Origin of the sequence: Variovorax sp. 38R (assembly GCF_014843395.1) — a bacterium.
Classification (GTDB): domain Bacteria; phylum Pseudomonadota; class Gammaproteobacteria; order Burkholderiales; family Burkholderiaceae_C; genus Variovorax; species Variovorax paradoxus_H.
Window position 1 is genome coordinate 3294928 of the sequence record NZ_CP062121.1, and the last position, 16269, is coordinate 3311196.

Here is a 16269-nt window from a genome sequence, read left to right on the forward strand (position 1 = left end):
CGGTGATTTCGGTCTTGCCCCTTCCCCTCCCGGGGGAAGGCTGGGATGGGGGCATCGGCTCCCAAAGCGAGCGCCGCGTGCCCCCACCCCGGCCCTCCCCCGGAAGGGGAGGGAGAAACTCCCCATGACCGACCTGCTCGACATTCTTTCCAACCCCGCCTTCTGGGTCGCGGTGCTGCGCATCGCCACGCCGCTCATCCTCGGCACGCTCGGCGTGCTGCTGTGCGAACGCGCGGGCGTGCTCAACCTCGGCATCGAAGGGATCATGGTCGCGGGCGCCTTCACCGGCTGGCTCGCGGTGTACGCCGGTGCGCCGCTGTGGGCCGGCGTCGGCGTGGCCGCGCTCACGGGCATGGTGTTCGGATTGCTGCATGCCTTCCTGACCGTCGGGCTCGCGCTGTCGCAGCACGTCTCGGGGCTGGGCATCACGCTGCTGGCGACGGCGCTGAGCTACTTCGGCTACCGCGTGAGTTTTCCGAAGGTGAACACGCCGCCGACCATCACGCCCTTCGCGCCGATGGACTGGCTGCCCGTGCCCATCCTCAACGCGCAGACCGCGCTCACGCTGTTCGCGCTGCTGCTGGTGCCGGCCGTGGCCTGGGTGCTGTACCGCACGCCGCTCGGCCTGGCGCTGCGCATGGTGGGCGAGAACCCGCAGGCGGCCGAAAGCCAGGGCGTGTCGGTCGCGGCCACGCGCACCGGCGCGATCGTCGCGGGCTCGGCGCTGATGGGCGTGGCCGGCGCGTTCCTCACGCTGTCGGCTTTCAACGCCTTCTTCTTCAACATGGTGAACGGCCGCGGCTGGATCTGCGTGGCGCTGGTGGTGTTCGCGTCGTGGCGGCCCGGCAAGGCCCTGCTCGGCGCGCTGCTGTTTGCGTTCTTCGACGCACTGCAGCTGCGGCTGCAACAATCGGGCGACGCCGTGCTGCCTTACCAGCTGTACCTGATGCTGCCCTACCTGCTGTCGATCCTGGCGCTGGTGCTGGTGGCGCGCAAGGCCAGCTATCCGCAGGCACTGATGAAACCCTATCGCAAGGGAGAACGCTGACATGCCGAAGACGCTGCACCGCCTCCGTCGCCTGCTGGCCGCCACGCTGCTCGCCATGGCCGGCAGCGGCGCCCATGCACTCGGTGCCGACTACGGCGCCGAGCGCTTCGCCACACACGACGCCGTCACCTGGGTACAGACCTGCGGCACCTGGGGCCCCGACCACCACGGCACCTACCGCGTGGTCCACGCCGAAGCCTTCGCGCAATCGTTTCTCTACGTGCAGTGGATGGCGCGCGGCGAGGCCGACCGCAACTACAGCCTGTACGCCGTGCACACGACCGCCATCGCCGAACTCGACAACGACCACGCGGAGATTTCACTGAGCGACCTCACCTGCCGCGCCACGCCGCGCGGCATCGTGGTAACCGCCAAGGCCGACGCGGGCCACGACGACAAGCTGCGCCGCGTGACCATCGAGGTCGGGCCGGCGGCTGGACAGTACCGCTTCCGCGCGCAGCGCACGCGCTGAACGCCCCTCAAAAAAGACACCCCACCGATGCTCGACCTCCTCATCACCAACGCCACCCTCCCCGACGGCCGCACCGGCATGTCGGTCGCCGTGCAGGACGGCCGCATCGCAGAGGTCACGCCCGGCTTCGCCGCGCCCGCGCACGAGACGCTCGACGCCCAAGGCCTGCTGCTCACGCCGCATTTCGTCGACCCGCACTTCCACATGGACGCCACGCTGAGCTACGGCCAGCCGCGCGTCAACCAGAGCGGCACGCTGCTCGAAGGCATCGCGCTGTGGGGCGAGCTCAAGCCGCTGCTCACGGCCGATGCACTCATCGAACGCGCCCTCGCGTACTGCGACTGGGCCGTGGCCAAGGGCCTGCTGGCGATCCGCTCGCACGTGGACACGAGCGACCCCAGCCTGCTCGCAGTCGATGCGCTGCTCGAGGTGAAGCGCCAGGTGGCGCCGTACATCGACCTGCAGCTGGTCGCGTTTCCACAAGACGGCGTGCTGCGCTCGCCGGGTGGCGTCGACAACCTCACGCGCGCGCTCGACAAGGACGTGGACGTGGTCGGCGGCATTCCGCATTTCGAGCGCACCATGGCCGACGGCGCCGCCAGCGTGAAGCTGCTGTGCGAGCTGGCCGCCGAGCGCGGCAAGCTGGTCGACATGCACTGCGACGAATCGGACGACCCGCTCTCGCGCCACATCGAGACCCTGGCCGCCGAGACGCTGCGCCTGGGCCTGCAGGGCCGCGTGACGGGCTCGCACTGCACGTCGATGCACTCGATGGACAACTACTACGTGAGCAAGCTGCTGCCGCTCATCGCCGAGAGCGGCGTGAGCGTGGTGTCGAACCCGCTCATCAACATCACGCTGCAGGGCCGCCACGACAGCTACCCCAAGCGCCGCGGCATGACGCGCGTGCCCGAGCTGCTGGCGGCCGGCGTGAACGTCGCCTTCGGCCACGACTGCGTGATGGACCCGTGGTACGGCATGGGCTCGGGCGACATGCTCGAGGTGGCCCACATGGGCCTGCACGTGGCGCAGATGACCGGCCAGGCCGGCATCCACCAATGTTTCGAGGCCGTGACGACGCGCGCGGCGCGCGTGATGCACCTGGACGGCTACGGCCTCGAAGCCGGCTGCGATGCCAGCTTCGTGCTGCTGCAGGCGCGCGACCCGGTCGAGGCCATCCGCCTGCGCGCGACGCGGCTCAAGGTGTTCCGCAAGGGCCGGCTGCTGGCCGAGACGCCCGCGGCCACCGCCGCGCTGCACCTGCCGGGGCGCGGGGACCGCACGCGCTGGATGCTCGGCGAACATTGAGTCGAAGGAGTTCGGACATGAGTGCCCCACCCCTGCTGCGCACGCTGTTCCAGTACCACGCGTGGGCCAACGACGAACTGCTGGACCGCATGGCCAGCCTCGACCCCGTGCAGCACGCGGATGCCCGCCATGCCGCGATCCGCGTGGTCAACCATGCGCATGTGGTGAACCGGATCTTCGCGGGCCATCTCACGGGCACGCCGCACGGCTTCACCGACGACAACACGCCCGAAACACCCGCGCTGCCCGACCTGCGCGCGGCCGTGGCCGAGTCCGACCGCTGGTACCTCGCGTACCTGGACACCCTCACGCCGGCGCTGCTGGCCGAGTCGGTGCCCTTCGTTTTCACCGATGGTGACAAGGGCTGCATGACGCGCGAAGAGATGCTGGCGCACGTCGTGACGCACAACGGCTACCACCGGGGCGAAGCCGGCCGGCTGCTGGCGCAATGCGCGGTGCGCCCGCCGCGCGACACGCTGGCGGTGCACCTGCACCGCAGCGAACCTGCGCGCCGCGAACGCGGCTGACCCGCAGGCTCAGGCCGCGTGGGCGGTCGCGACCGTCATCTCGACCTCGACCGTCGCATTCTTCGGCAGCGCATAGACGCCGACCGCCGTGCGCACATGCACGCCGGCCTCGCCGAACACGCGGTGCAACAGGTCGGACGCGGCATCGGCCACCTCGCTCTGCTGCGTGAAGTCGGCCGTGCACTGCACGAACACGCCGACGCGCAGCACCTTCTCGACCGCATCGAGCGAGCCGAGCGCCCGGCGCAGCAGTGCGAGGCTGCGCAGTGCGCAGATCTGGGCGCCTTCGCGCGCGGTGTCGAGCGACACCGCATCGCCCACGCGACCGGTGACGACCACGGTGGTGCCCACGCGCGGCACCTGGCCGCTGAGGTAGACGGTGCGGCCATCGCGCACCAGCGGCACGTAGTGGCCGCCGGCCAGGATCTCGCCGTCGAAGCTGTGGCCCAGTTCGGCGGCGATGTGGTCAGCGATCTGGTCGCGGCTGTGTGGTTCTGTCATCGGATGTCCAGGAAAACGGGCCTCGATTGTCGCCAACCGGTCCCGTGCGAACAGAGACAGATGGCCCCCGCCGGAGGCAGAACAGTTCAGCCCTCGAACGCCAGGAACACCCGCCCGCCCTCGATCTTCACCGGGTAGGTGCGCAGGTCTTCGGTGAGCGGCGCGCACATCGCCTTGCCGCTGCGCACATCGAAGCGGCCCTGGTGCAGCGGGCATTCGATCTCGTGGCCTTCGAGAAAACCGTCGCACAGCCGCGCGTGGCCGTGCGTGCAGATGTTGTCGGTGGCGTGGATGCCGTCGTCGGTGCCGTACAGCGCGATGTCGCGCCCCTGCACCTCGATGCCGACCACGTCGTCGGCGGGAACGTCGTCGACCGCCGCGGCGTCGACCCAGGTCATCGTGCTCATCGTGGGGTGTCCTCTTTTTCTCTCAATCGGGCTTGAGGCCCGCGCGGTCGATCACCGGCTTCCAGCGGCGCAATTCCTCGTCCATGAACTTCGACAAGCCTTCGGGCGTGCTGCCCACAGGGTCGAAGTACGCGGTCTGCAGGCGCTTGACTGTTTCGGGGTCTTTCAGCGCGGCTGCGATCTCGCGGCTCATGCGCTGCACCACGTCGTTCGGCGTGCCCTTGGGCACCATGTAGGCGAACCATGGCACGGCCTGAATGTCGGGCAGGCCCGATTCGCGCAGCGTGGGCAGGTCGGGCAGCAGCGCCGAACGCTCGGCCGAGGTGACGGCCAGCGCCTTGATGCGGCCGGCCTTGGCCTGCGGCATCACTGTGACCGGCGGCAGGCAGGCGTATTGCACGTCGCCCTGCACGATGGCGGTCACGGCCTGGCCCGACGACGCGTACGGAATGTGCACCGCGAACGACTGCGTCTTGGCCTTGATGAGCTCCACGCCCAGGTGCGAGATCGAGCCGTTGCCGGTCGAGGCGAAGTTGAACTTGCCGGGGTTCTTCTTCATGGCGGCGAGCCAGCCCTTGACCGAATCGACGCCCATCGAGTTCGAGACCGCGCAGACGTTCGGCGTGGTCGCGGCCAGCGACACGGGCATGAGGTCCTTGAACGGGTCGTACGGCAGGTTCTTGTAGAGGATGGTGTTGTAGACCAGCGGTGCGTTCACCGACAGCAGGAAGGTGTAGCCGTCGGGCTGCGCCTTCGAGACCATGTCGGTGCCGCTGTTGCCGCCCGCGCCGGGCTTGTTCTCGACGATGAGCGGCTGGCCGATGCGCGCCGCGAGCTTGTCGTTGACGATGCGCGCGAGGATATCGGGCGACGAGCCCGCCGCGAACGGCACGACGATGCGCACCGGGCGCTGCGGCCACTCCTGCGCATGGGCGGCCGCGGCCATTGCCATCGCAGTGAAGGCGACGAAGAGGCGTGCGCGCGTCATGGCTGCACCTCCACATCGGCCATGCCCAGATGGTCCTGCTGCTCGCGCGCGATGAAGCCCGCGATGAGCGCGCGGTAGGCGGCCTCGACCACCTCGGGGTAGGCGCCCTCCTTCTCGGCCAGCGCCTTCACCTTGTCGATCACTTCCTGCTGGCGCTGCGGCGCCGACACCTGGAAGGCATCGCGCTTGAAGCGCGCCGCATCTTTCACGTAGCGGCCGCGCTCGGCCAGCAGCGCGACGATCTGGCGATCGAGCCGGTCGATGTTCCCGCGCACCTCGGCGAGGTTGGCGCACAGCGGCACGTAGGCCGCGTCGGTGAAGCGGCGCAGGGGCGCACCGTGGGTCTCGGGTTCTTTTTCTGGCATGGCTGCGTTTCAGATGGGGTAAATGATGGAGTTCGGGATCATTTCGCTGTCGAACACACAGAGGCGCGACGCGAACTTCAAGCCTTCGGGCGTGGGCACGACCTTGTCGATGTAGCGCCCGACATTGAACACGGTCGAGGGCCCGTCGAGCTTGGTGCGGAACACCGCGTAGTTGGCCTCGCTGTGAATGGCGCCGTCATCGTCGACGCGGTGCACCAGCGGCAGGCCCACCACGTGGCGCTGGTAGTACGGGTCGTGGAACAGCGTCTCCTTGATGCCGTAGACGCGGTCTTCGAGCATGCCGCGGCTCTCGAACGAGAGCGTGGCCAGCGGCAGGCCGCGCTCGTGGTTCTCGCGCGGCTGCAGGCGGTAGCTGCACGCTTCGGTGAAGAACGCGGGCCACAGGTCCCAGTCGCCCGAATCGACGGCGTGCGCATACGCCGCATACAGGCGCGACAGATCGAGGTAGGTGGAAGGGTCGAGCGTGTTCATGCGGCCTCCATCACCTCGCGCCAGTAGCGGTACATGCCGCGGATCAGCGTCTCGGTCACCATGTGGTCGGTGTTCTCTACCTCGCGCCCGCCGAGTTCGGCCAGCGTGCGGTGAAACGGCTTCTGCTCGAAGCCTTCCTGCGAGAACTCGATCACCTCGCCATCGTCGGCCGACACGAAGCCAGCGGGGCCGAACAGGTTGGCCTGGCGCAGGCGGCGCTGTGTCATTTCGGGCGTGTCGTCCTCGAAGCCGAAGTGCGTCCAGACGAAATCGAAGGCGTCGTGGCCCACGGGCTGGATGTGGCGCGTCGACACGCTGTTGACCTGCTGCTGCAGGATGAGGCTGGGGAACAGCGTCATCATCACCGCCGTCGGCCCGCCCCACCAGGGCTCGGGCACGATGTCCAGAAAGCGCGGGTCTTTGAGCTGCATGCTCTCCTTGAAGCTCGACACCTGCGTCACCTGCGCGGCCTTGCCGGCGCTGCCGCGCGTGGAGATCATGGCGGCGTGGCGGCCGCGCGCGTCCATCTTCAGCTCCGACTTGTTGTCGGCGCGCCAGAGCCCGAAGGTCACGAACCAGGTGTGCAGCAGACCCGGGTGGTACGGGTCCTTGATGTTCTCCTGCATGAGCTTCCAGTTGCCCGGAATGCGCTGGCGGCTGTAGCCCAGGATGGTGAGCTTGCGGCCGTCGAACAGGCGGTCGAAGTAGTGAAGGATGTCGGGGCCGAGAAAGTCTTCGAACGACTCGATGTCGTGGTCGAACGACGCAAACACCACGCCGCCGCGCGAGGCCACCTTGAGCTTGGTGAGCCCATGGTCCTCGGTCTTGAAGTCGGCCGGCATGCCGCCGTGCACCTTGCCGTCCTGCTTCACGCCGCGGCGGAACGGCACGCCCTGGAGGTCGCCCTTCAGCGTGTAGTTCCACTGGTGGTAGGGGCAGACAAATTCTTTCTTGTTGCCGTGGCGCTCGCGGCAGAACTGCATGCCGCGGTGGGCGCAGACGTTCTCGAACACGTGGATGGCGCCGGCCTCGTCGCGCGACAGAATGACCGAGCGCTCGCCGATGGCGGTGCGCTTGAAGTCGCCCGGGTTCGGGATCTCGGCTTCGAGGCCGACGTAGCACCAGTGCTTGTCGTAGAAGAAGCGCTGCAGCTCCTTCTTGTGCAGCGCCTCGTCGGTGTAGGCCATGAAGGGAATGCGGCTGGTCTTTTCGCTCTCCCAGCGCAGCTCGATGGGGAAGACGGCTTGCGTGGTCATCGGGTCTCCTTTTCTTGTGTCGGCTCTTCAGGTGCCTTGCAGGTAGAAGGCATCGGCGTGTGTCTGCTCGGGCGCCAGGCCGTGCGCCTGCACCAGCCGGCTCGCGGCCTCCACCATCGGCGGCGAACCGCAGAGGTAGGCGCGCCAGCCGTCGAGCCCCGTAGGCAGGTCGGCGCGGATCGCGTCGGTGATGAGCCCCAGCCGCTGGCCGTCGCGCGCGGGGCCGGCGACCACCACCACGTGCACCTTCAGGCCCGGGTGCTGCGCCTGCAACTCGCGCAGCTCGGGCAGGCCGTACACGTCGGCATCGGAACGCACGCCGAGGTAGAGATGGATCGGCTGCATCAGCCCCGCCGCGACCGCGCCGCGCACGATCGACAGGATGGGCGCGAGCCCCGTGCCGCCCGCCGCGCAGAGCATCGGCCCACGGTGCTTGGTGCGCAGGTAGGCGGTGCCCAGCGGGCCACTCACGCGCACGGTGTCTCCGACGCGCAGCTGTTCGAAGATGTGGGCGGTGACACGGCCGCCCGGCACGCGGCGCACATGAAATTCAAGCTCGGCATCGCGGCTCAGCCCGGCCATCGAATACGGCCGCGCCAGCTCGGGGCCGAACTGCAGCTGCGCGTACTGCCCCGGCGAAAACTCCAGCGGCTTGTTGGGCTTGAGGCGCAGGCGGCGGATGTCGTGCGTGAGCACGTCGATGCCCGTCACCGTGGCCTTGAGCACCCGCGCCGGGTGCACCACCACCTCGTCGGGCTCGGGAATCTCGATGGTGCAGCTTTCGGTCAGCGTGCTCTGGCAGGCCAGCACGTAGCGCTCGCCCTGCCCGTCGGGCCGGATCGCGTTCTGGCCGCCGTCGAGCAGCTGGCCCGACACCACCTTGCAGCGGCAGGTGCCGCAGCGCCCCGACATGCAGCTGTAGGACACCGGCACCTGGTGCTCGCGCAGCACCTCGAGCAGGTTCGCGCCGGGGCGGACCTCGAGGGTGCGGGCAAGGGGGTGAATGTGCAGGTCCATCGTCGGGCTCTCTTTTTCTCGCGCCGGCGGCGGGCCGGCTTGTCTCTGGGAACGGATGATGCGCGGCGCCTGAAAATTGACCAATAGAATCTGGTGAATAGGCTGTATCACCATCGTGAATAAAGGTGCGCCATGCAACTCAAGGACATCGACCTCAACCTGCTGCTGGTATTCGACCGCATGCTGGCCGAGAAGCGTGTGTCGGCCGTGGCCGCATCGCTGGGCCTCTCGCAGCCGGCCATCAGCAACGCGCTGGCGCGCCTGCGCAAGCTGCTGGGCGACGAGCTTTTTCTGCGCACCGCGCGCGGCATGGAGCCCACGCCCTTCGCGCTGCAGCTGGCCGAGCCCGTGGCCTACGCCATGGGCGCGCTGCGCACGGCGCTCAACCAGCAGGTGGTGTTCGACCCCGCCACGAGCACGCGCAGCTTCACGCTCGCGATGACCGACATCGGCGAGATCTACTTCACGCCGCGGCTCATGGAAAGGCTCTCGGCCGCCGCGCCGGGCGTGACCATCAGCACGCTGCGCAACAACACCGCGACCAACCTGCGCGATGAGCTGGAGGCCGGCCAGGTCGACATTGCCATCGGCCTGCTGCCGCAGCTCAAGTCGGGCGTGTTCCAGCGGCGGCTGTTCCTGCAGCGCTATGTGTGCCTTTTTTCCGGCACGCATCCGCTGGCACGCAAGCGCAGCGTGTCACTGAAAGACTTCAGCGCGGCCGATCACGTGCAGGTGCAGGCCGCCGGCACGGGCCACGGCAAGGCCGACGACGTGATGGCGGCACAGGGCATCCAGCGCCGCATCCGGCTCAAGGTGCCGCACTTCGTGGCCATCGGCCACATCCTGCAGTCGAGCGAAATGATCGCGACCGTGCCCGAGCGCCTGGCCCGCAGCATCGCCGAGCCCTTCGGCCTCGTGTGGCGCCCGCATCCGGTGGCGCTGCCGCAGATCGCGATCAACCTGTTCTGGCACGCGAAGGTGCACCGCGACCCAGGCAACCAGTGGCTGCGCGGGCTGCTGTTCGACACCTTCGCGGACGACGACGGCGCCTAGGCGGCCACCTCGGCGGGCCACCGGCCCAGCACCTCGTGCACGCCCTCGCCCACGTGGCTGTCGATGAGCACCAGTGAATGGGCGGTCCACCGCACGGGCGCTTCGAGTGCGTGCTTTTCGAGCTTGCGCCGCGCGTAGGCGACGGTCATGTGCGGCGTGAACGCGCGCGAGGGCTTCAGGCCGACATCGGCCAGCGCCTCGCCCAGGCGTTGCCTGAATTCCCGCAACGCCGCGACGTTGGCTTCGTCGTCGGCGCACAGCACCAACGCGCCCTTGGCGTAGCTCATGGATTTTTCGAAGACGACCTCGAGTGCCGGCACGCGCACAGCAGCGGCCGCATTCGACGCTTGGGCCACCTTGTCGGCCGGTACCTGGTCGTGGTCGCCGAGGTCGAACAGCGTGACATGCAGGCGCTGCGCCTCGACCACCGTGCCCTTCAGGGCGTGTTGAGAGTTCATGCGCTCGCCGAGCGCGGCGATCGTCGCGGCGTCTTGGGTGTCGGGAAGCAGTGCGAAGAAAAGCGAGTGCGGCAGCGGCGCCTTGCGAGGTGCCTTGGTGCCGCGCGGTCGCGGCAGGGGCCGCGGCGGGGGATCGATTCCGGGAAGAAGAAGCTGGGCTGACATGCCTCGATCATCGCCCATGGCAAGGGGGCTTCATGAGACCTTCAGCAAACGCGAAGCTCGCCTTCAGGTTGGTTTTTGAGAATCGTCGGACGGTGGCGGCAAGGCGAACAACGACACGCCGTTCATCCACGCATTCAATCAATCAATCAATCAACCAACAGGATTTCATCTTGACGAAAACGCAAGCCCGCCTCGCACTCGCAGCCCTCTGCCTCGGCACCGCCGCCATCGGCGCCCAAGCCGCCGGTCTCGACAAGGACACCGGGCTGTATGTCGGCGGCGCCATCGGCCGCTCCGCCTACAGCCTGTCGTCCTCGAAGAACCACGTGCCCGTGCCATGGGGCGGCCAGAAGGCCAACAAGAGCGGCACCGCCTACAAGCTGTACGGCGGCTACCGCCTGACCGAACACTTCGGCGTGGAAGCCGGCTACGCCCGCCTCGGCCGCGTGAGCCAATGGAGCTCGAATTACGGCGGCTCCAAACTGCAGACCGGCACCGGCCAGGTCTTCTACGCAGCCGCCACCGCCCGCATGCCGCTGGGCGACGCCTTCGCCGTCAACGGCCGCCTGGGCATCGCACGCGGACGCATCTCCGGCGACAGCAACTGGGCCCCGGCCAACCAGCGCCTCTCGGGCACCAGCACGGGGGTGATGGTCGGTGTCGGCGCCGAGTACCGCATGACGCAGAACCTCGCGATCACGGCCGACTACGACTACTTCGGCAAGCTGTCGAAGCAGGCGAAGGGCGGGATGTTCACGGTGGGGTTGAAGGCGAACTTCTGATCATCGGGTCACCCACCAAAGAAGAAAGGCGCCTTGCGGTGCCTTTCTTCTTTTCAGGAGTTCACTCCCACTCGATCGTCGCCGGCGGCTTGCTCGACACGTCATAAGTCACGCGGTTGATGCCGCGCACTTCGTTGATGATCCGGCCCGACACCTTCTTGAGCAGCGCGTATGGCAGCTCGGCCCAGTCGGCGGTCATGAAGTCGCTGGTCTGCACGGCGCGCAGTGCGACGACGTAGTCGTAGGTGCGGCCGTCGCCCATCACGCCCACGCTCTTCACGGGCAGGAACACGGTGAAGGCCTGGCTCGTGAGGTCGTACCAGCTCTTGCCGGTCTCGTCCTTGAAGTTGCGCAGCTCTTCAATGAAGATCGCGTCGGCGCGGCGCAGCAGGTCGGCGTATTCCTTCTTCACTTCGCCGAGGATGCGAACGCCCAGGCCGGGGCCGGGGAACGGATGGCGGTACACCATCTCGGGCGGCAGGCCGAGGGCCACGCCGAGTTCGCGCACTTCATCCTTGAACAGGTCGCGCAGCGGTTCAAGCAGCTTGAGGCCGAGCTGTTCGGGCAGGCCGCCCACGTTGTGGTGGCTCTTGATGGTGACGGCCTTCTTGCTCTTGGCACCGCCCGACTCGATGACGTCGGGGTAGATCGTGCCTTGTGCGAGGAAGGTGGCGCCCTTGTGGCCGCCGTCGCCCGCCTTGAGCTTGGCGGCCTCCTGCTTGAACACGGTGACGAATTCGCCGCCGATGATCTTGCGCTTGGCTTCGGGGTCGCTCACGCCGGCGAGCTTGCCCAGGAACAGGTCGCTGGCATCGACGCGAATGACCTTCGCGTGCAGCTTGCCTTCGAACATCTCCATGACCATGTCGCCTTCGTTCAGGCGCAGCAGGCCGTGGTCGACGAACACGCAGGTGAGCTGGTCGCCGATGGCGCGGTGGATGAGCGCAGCAGCCACGCTCGAGTCGACACCGCCCGACAGGCCGAGGATGACTTCTTCGTCGCCCACCTGTTCGCGGATCTTCTGCACGGCTTCGGCGATGTGGTCGCGCATGACCCAGTCGGGCTTGGCTTCGCAGATGCCGAGCACGAAGCGGTCGATGATGGCCTTGCCCTGCAAGGTGTGCGTGACTTCGGGGTGGAACTGCAGCGCGTAGTAGCGGCGCACCTCGTCGGCCATGCCGGCGATGGGGCAGCTGTCGGTGCTGGCCATGAGCTTGAAGCCGGGCGGCAGCTCGGTGACCTTGTCGCCGTGGCTCATCCACACGTTGAGCATGCCGTGGCCTTCGGGCGTGGTGAAGTCGGCGATGTCCTTCAGCAGCGCGGTGTGGCCGTGGGCGCGCACGGCCGCGAAACCGAACTCGCGCTTGTGGCCGCCTTCGACCTTGCCGCCGAGCTGGTGGGCCATGGTCTGCATGCCGTAGCAGATGCCGAGCACGGGAATGCCGAGGTCGAACACGGCTTGCGGGCACTTGTCGGTGGTCTCTTCGTACACGCTGGCGTGGCTGCCCGAGAGGATCACGCCCTTGAGGTGGCCGTCGGCCGCGTACTCGCGCACCCATTCGTCGGTGACGTCGCAGGGATGCACTTCGCTGAGTACGTGGGCTTCGCGCACGCGGCGTGCGATGAGCTGGGTGACTTGCGAGCCGAAGTCGAGGATGAGGATCTTGTCGTGTTGCATGGCGAAAGGACTCAGAGCGTTGAAATGTCGAACAGCTTGACGCCCGCTTGGGGCGCGGCCTTGATGAGGTGCTCGTCGAAGGTGGCGAGCGGAAGGTTGAGCGACTTGGCGAGCCAGAGATAGCCCGCATCGTAGAGCGAGACGCCCGCGTCGATGGCCACGGCGAGCACGGCCTTGTGCTGGGCCGGCGCAAGGTCGTGCAGCTCCACGCGATGGCGGATGGCGTCGAGCACGCTCCACAGCCCTTCAACAGCCGACGCCGGGATGCGGCCGCTGCGCACGCCGTTGGCGAGGATATTGGCGCACTCCCATTGCCAGGCATTGGGCGCCTGCGGTTCGACTTCGTCGCGCCGGATGGCGGCGTAGAGCTTGCGGGTATGTTCGCTGGCCTGGTCGGGCAGCAGCCAGGCGGCGGTGACCGAGGCGTCTATGACGAAGGCGGTCATGGCTGACGTCCTTCGTTCAGGAGCTCGCGGGTCGTGGGGCCGGGCTGGATGGTGGCGTGCAGCGCGTCGATCTGCCCAAGCTCGCGGGCGATCTGCTCGTCGGTGATGACGGGCTTGCGGCGCACCGGCAGCATGCGCACGACTTCCTTGCCGTGGCGGGTGATGCGAACCTCTTCGCCCTTTTCGACCGAGTCGATCAGGGCCGAGAAGTTGTTCTTGGCTTCAGCGATACCGATGGATTGCATTTGGGCCAGAAATTTTGAATCTGGCCCAAATTCTAGCTTCAATCTGGCCTGACTTTCAAGGTCTGGCCAGATTGAGCTTATTCAGCGCGGTAGTTCGGCGCTTCCTTGGTGATCTGCACGTCGTGGACGTGGCTCTCACGGATGCCGGCCGTGGTGATCTCGACGAACTCGGCCTTGTTCTGCATGTCCTCGATGGTCGCGCAGCCGCAGTAGCCCATGCTGGCGCGCACGCCGCCGGCCATCTGGTAGACGATGGAGACGATCGAGCCCTTGTAGGGCACGCGGCCTTCGATGCCTTCGGGCACGAGCTTGTCGGTGTTGGGATTGCCGGTGGTCGACTCCTGGAAGTACCGGTCGGCACTGCCCTGCTGCATCGCACCGATCGAGCCCATGCCGCGGTAGCTCTTGTAGCTGCGGCCCTGGTACAGCACGATCTCGCCCGGCGCCTCTTCGGTGCCGGCGAACATGCTGCCCATCATGACCGTGCTGGCGCCGGCGGCAATCGCCTTGGCGATGTCGCCCGAGTAGCGCACGCCGCCGTCGGAAATCAGCGGAATGCCCGTGCCGTGCAGTGCGGTGGCGACGCTGTCGACCGCCATGATCTGCGGCACGCCCACGCCAGCCACGATGCGGGTGGTGCAGATGGAGCCCGGGCCGATGCCGACCTTGACCGCGTCGGCGCCGACGTCGGCCAGCGCGCGCGCGGCGTCGCCGGTGGCGATGTTGCCGCCGATGACGTCGACCTGCGGGTAGTTCTTCTTGACCCAGCGCACGCGCTCGATCACGCCGGCGCTGTGGCCGTGGGCGGTGTCGACCACGATGGCGTCGACGCCGGCCTTCACCAGGGCTTCGACACGCTCTTCGGTGCCGTCACCCACGCCGACCGCCGCGCCCACGCGCAGGCGGCCACTGGCGTCGCGTGCGGCGTTGGGGAAGCTGGTCTGCTTGGTGATGTCCTTGACAGTGATGAGGCCCTTGAGCTCCCAGTCGCTGTTGATGACGAGCAGGCGCTCGAGCTTGTGCTTGTTCAGCAGCGCCTTGGCTTCGGCCAGCGTGGTGCCGTCGGGCACGGTGATGAGCCGGTCGCGCTGCGTCATGATTTCGCTGACGGGCACGTCGTAACGGTTCTCGAAGCGCAGGTCGCGCCCCGTGACGATGCCGACGACCTTGCCGGCGTCGATCACCGGGAAACCCGAGATGCCGAGCTGGTCGGACAGTGCCATCACCTGGCGCACCGAGTGCGTCGGCGTGATCACCACCGGGTCTCGCAAAACACCCGACTCGTAGCGCTTCACACGGGCCACTTCGGCGGCCTGCTGTTGCGCGGTGAGGTTCTTGTGCACGATCCCGATGCCGCCTTCCTGCGCGATGGCGATCGCGAGGCGGGCTTCGGTCACGGTGTCCATGGCCGCAGAGACGAGCGGCAGGTTCAACGTGATGTTGCGGGAGAACTTGGTGGCGAGGGACGTGTCCTTGGGCAGGACTTGGGAGAATGCTGGCACCAACAACACGTCGTCGAAGGTGAGCGCTTTGCCTAGAAGGCGCATGGGTGAGGCTCCAAAAGACGGATTGTAACGAGGGCTCCGCCCGCTTCGCCGGCGCGGGTTTTTTCTGACCGTTGCAAAAGCGCCCACTACGGATGTTGCCAAACGTAAGGCAAAGCTAAACTCCGCGCATGAATTTCCTGCATTGGCTGGTATTGGGTTGCGCGTGCGCGCTGCCGCTCTCGGCGAGCGCGCAATGGCAATGGGTCGACAACAACGGCAAGAAGGTCTTCAGCGACCAGCCGCCGCCCACCGACATCCCCGAAAAGAACATCCTGCGCCGCGCCGGCCCTTCGCCGTCGGCCCGGGCGCCCGCTCCAGTCACGCCGGCGCCTGAGGGAAGCAGCGACGCGGCCGCGACCCCCAAGGCCGCAGCGCCCAAGCCCTCGGGCGTGGACAAGGAACTCGAAGAAAAGACCAAGAAGGCCGAGGCCGAGCAGAAGGCCAAGGAAGCGGCCGAAGCGGCGAAGACCGCCAAGGCCAAGGCCGAGAGCTGCGCCCGCGCACGCGAAGGCAAGGCCACGATCGACAGTGGCATCCGCCTTGCCAAGGTCAACGCCAAGGGCGAGCGCGAAATCATGGACGACACTGCGCGCGCGGCCGAGCAGAAGCGGGTTCAGTCGGTCATCGACAGCGACTGCAAGTAAGCCGCTGACTCGGCCAGTGCAGGCTGCTCAGTAGCCGTCCTTGCCGCCCTTGCGCTTGTTCGCGAACAAGCCCGTGCCACGGGCGCCCTGGCGCTGAAAACGTTCACGCCGCGCCACCTTCGGATCGACCGTGAGCGGCCGGCACAACTCGACGCGGTCACCGTCCTTCAGCGGCTGCTCCCACGTTACCGCGCGGCCCCAGACACCGGGCGTCATCGTGTGCCGCCAGTCCAGGTCGGGAAAGCGCTGCGTGAGATCGCTGGCCTTCACCGCCTCGCTCACCGCGGTGCCGGGCGCGAGCTGCAGGACCTGCTCGAACACCTCGCGCGCCGCCGGCGAACAGCTCAGCGTGACCTCGATGTGGCGATCGGCCATCAGCCTTCGCCGTAGACCTGTTCGGCGCGCTTGACGAAGGCCTCGACCAGGCTCGATGCGATGGTGTCGAACACCGGCCCCACCATGGCCTGCAGCGCGAAGTTGGCGAAGCCGTAGCTCATCTGCAACTCGACGCGGCAGGCGCGTTCGCCCTGCTCGCCCACGGGGTGGAATTTCCAGGTGCCGTCGAGGTTGGAGAACGGCCCGTCGACCAGCTTCAGCTGGACCTCGCGGCCCGGGATGTGCGTGTTGCGGGTGGTGAAACTCTGGTGCAGCCCGGCAAAGGCGAGGCCGACTTCGGCGGTCATGCCGCCTTCGTCCTGCTCGATGACGCGCGACTTGTCGCACCAGGGCAAAAACTGCGGGTACTTCGCCACATCGGTGACGAGCGCGTACATTTCTTCGGCGCTGTACCAGATGAGGACGGACTTGTGGACTGTTTTCATAGAATCGGCACCGCGTGCGCGACGGATTGTATTGAAGCCATGCGCCCCC

The 16269-nt window shown here is 67.4% G+C and carries 21 protein-coding genes; 7 read left to right on the plus strand and 14 right to left on the minus strand.

The features are described from left to right. Positions 1-124 precede the first annotated feature (124 nt). From IG196_RS15070 to IG196_RS15085, 4 genes are read left to right on the plus strand one after another with little or no spacing between them, the layout of a single operon-like run. The gene (locus tag IG196_RS15070; RefSeq protein WP_099789232.1) at positions 125-1048 is read left to right on the plus strand and encodes an ABC transporter permease; all 924 of its coding nucleotides are present in this window, start codon (positions 125-127) and stop codon (positions 1046-1048) included. 1 nt (position 1049) lies between these two features. Next, positions 1050-1520, plus strand: coding sequence for a hypothetical protein (locus IG196_RS15075; protein WP_192196777.1), 471 nt, complete (start codon positions 1050-1052; stop codon positions 1518-1520). Positions 1521-1547: 27 nt separating this feature from the next. After that, entirely contained in the window at positions 1548-2828 is a 1281-nt protein-coding gene (locus IG196_RS15080) for an amidohydrolase family protein (RefSeq protein ID WP_192196778.1), read from the plus strand. Between the two features lie 17 nt (positions 2829-2845). Continuing rightward, entirely contained in the window at positions 2846-3355 is a 510-nt protein-coding gene (locus IG196_RS15085; protein ID WP_192196779.1) for a DinB family protein, read from the plus strand. A 9-nt stretch (positions 3356-3364) separates the two neighbouring features. Here IG196_RS15085 and IG196_RS15090 read toward each other — a convergent pair whose 3' ends face one another. The 7 genes from IG196_RS15090 to IG196_RS15120 all read right to left on the minus strand — a co-directional run bounded on the left by IG196_RS15090 (position 3365) and on the right by IG196_RS15120 (position 8381). Next, entirely contained in the window at positions 3365-3856 is a 492-nt protein-coding gene (locus IG196_RS15090; RefSeq protein WP_192196780.1) for a RidA family protein, read from the minus strand. Between the two features lie 86 nt (positions 3857-3942). Further along, the gene (locus IG196_RS15095) at positions 3943-4263 is read right to left on the minus strand and encodes a non-heme iron oxygenase ferredoxin subunit (RefSeq protein ID WP_056580656.1); all 321 of its coding nucleotides are present in this window, start codon (positions 4261-4263) and stop codon (positions 3943-3945) included. A 22-nt stretch (positions 4264-4285) separates the two neighbouring features. Further along, positions 4286-5251 (minus strand): Bug family tripartite tricarboxylate transporter substrate binding protein, encoded by a 966-nt coding sequence (locus IG196_RS15100; protein ID WP_225617053.1) that lies wholly within the window; start codon positions 5249-5251, stop codon positions 4286-4288. Then, positions 5248-5616 carry a chorismate mutase gene (locus IG196_RS15105; RefSeq protein WP_192196781.1) on the minus strand — a complete coding sequence of 123 codons (369 nt, stop codon included), beginning with the start codon at positions 5614-5616 and terminating at the stop codon, positions 5248-5250. Before IG196_RS15105 ends, IG196_RS15100 begins: the two co-directional genes overlap by 4 nt. 9 nt (positions 5617-5625) lie before the next feature. Then, positions 5626-6108, minus strand: a complete 483-nt coding sequence (locus IG196_RS15110) for an aromatic-ring-hydroxylating dioxygenase subunit beta (protein ID WP_192196782.1) — start codon at positions 6106-6108, stop codon at positions 5626-5628. Next, positions 6105-7364, minus strand: a complete 1260-nt coding sequence (locus IG196_RS15115) for an aromatic ring-hydroxylating dioxygenase subunit alpha (RefSeq protein WP_099789246.1) — start codon at positions 7362-7364, stop codon at positions 6105-6107. The genes IG196_RS15110 and IG196_RS15115 overlap by 4 nt, the downstream gene beginning before the upstream one ends. 27 nt (positions 7365-7391) lie before the next feature. Continuing rightward, on the minus strand, positions 7392-8381 hold the full coding sequence (locus IG196_RS15120; protein WP_192196783.1) for a 2Fe-2S iron-sulfur cluster-binding protein: 990 nt from the start codon (positions 8379-8381) through the stop codon (positions 7392-7394). Between the two features lie 132 nt (positions 8382-8513). On the opposite strand from IG196_RS15120, the gene IG196_RS15125 reads away from it, so the two are divergent. Then, positions 8514-9434 (plus strand): LysR family transcriptional regulator, encoded by a 921-nt coding sequence (locus IG196_RS15125; RefSeq protein ID WP_192196784.1) that lies wholly within the window; start codon positions 8514-8516, stop codon positions 9432-9434. Here IG196_RS15125 and IG196_RS15130 read toward each other — a convergent pair. Continuing rightward, positions 9431-10075: a 2'-5' RNA ligase family protein gene (locus IG196_RS15130; protein WP_318646650.1), complete on the minus strand. Its 645-nt coding sequence runs from the start codon at positions 10073-10075 to the stop codon at positions 9431-9433. The two genes, IG196_RS15125 and IG196_RS15130, sit on opposite strands and share 4 nt — an antisense overlap. A 152-nt stretch (positions 10076-10227) precedes the next feature. Here IG196_RS15130 and IG196_RS15135 point away from each other — a divergent pair, with 152 nt between their 5' ends. Further along, a complete protein-coding gene (locus IG196_RS15135; protein ID WP_192196786.1) occupies positions 10228-10839 on the plus strand; it encodes a porin family protein in 612 nt (203 codons plus the stop codon). Between the two features lie 61 nt (positions 10840-10900). On the opposite strand, the gene guaA is transcribed toward IG196_RS15135, so the two are convergent. The 4 genes from guaA to guaB form a co-directional block, all read right to left on the minus strand. Beyond that, positions 10901-12517, minus strand: coding sequence for a glutamine-hydrolyzing GMP synthase (gene guaA, locus IG196_RS15140; protein WP_192196787.1), 1617 nt, complete (start codon positions 12515-12517; stop codon positions 10901-10903). 11 nt (positions 12518-12528) lie between these two features. Continuing rightward, positions 12529-12963: a type II toxin-antitoxin system VapC family toxin gene (locus IG196_RS15145; RefSeq protein WP_192196788.1), complete on the minus strand. Its 435-nt coding sequence runs from the start codon at positions 12961-12963 to the stop codon at positions 12529-12531. Continuing rightward, positions 12960-13208 (minus strand): type II toxin-antitoxin system Phd/YefM family antitoxin, encoded by a 249-nt coding sequence (locus tag IG196_RS15150; protein ID WP_192196789.1) that lies wholly within the window; start codon positions 13206-13208, stop codon positions 12960-12962. The genes IG196_RS15145 and IG196_RS15150 overlap by 4 nt, the downstream gene beginning before the upstream one ends. 77 nt (positions 13209-13285) lie before the next feature. Beyond that, positions 13286-14755, minus strand: a complete 1470-nt coding sequence (guaB, locus tag IG196_RS15155) for an IMP dehydrogenase (RefSeq protein ID WP_099789269.1) — start codon at positions 14753-14755, stop codon at positions 13286-13288. Positions 14756-14883: 128 nt separating this feature from the next. On the opposite strand from guaB, the gene IG196_RS15160 reads away from it, so the two are divergent. Continuing rightward, the gene (locus IG196_RS15160; protein WP_192196790.1) at positions 14884-15399 is read left to right on the plus strand and encodes a DUF4124 domain-containing protein; all 516 of its coding nucleotides are present in this window, start codon (positions 14884-14886) and stop codon (positions 15397-15399) included. Positions 15400-15426: 27 nt separating this feature from the next. Here the strand turns inward: IG196_RS15160 and IG196_RS15165 are convergent, their stop codons facing one another. After that, positions 15427-15774 (minus strand): RnfH family protein, encoded by a 348-nt coding sequence (locus IG196_RS15165; protein ID WP_192196791.1) that lies wholly within the window; start codon positions 15772-15774, stop codon positions 15427-15429. Continuing rightward, a complete protein-coding gene (locus tag IG196_RS15170) occupies positions 15774-16220 on the minus strand; it encodes a type II toxin-antitoxin system RatA family toxin (protein ID WP_101491669.1) in 447 nt (148 codons plus the stop codon). Before IG196_RS15170 ends, IG196_RS15165 begins: the two co-directional genes overlap by 1 nt. Between the last annotated feature and the right edge of the window lie 49 nt (positions 16221-16269).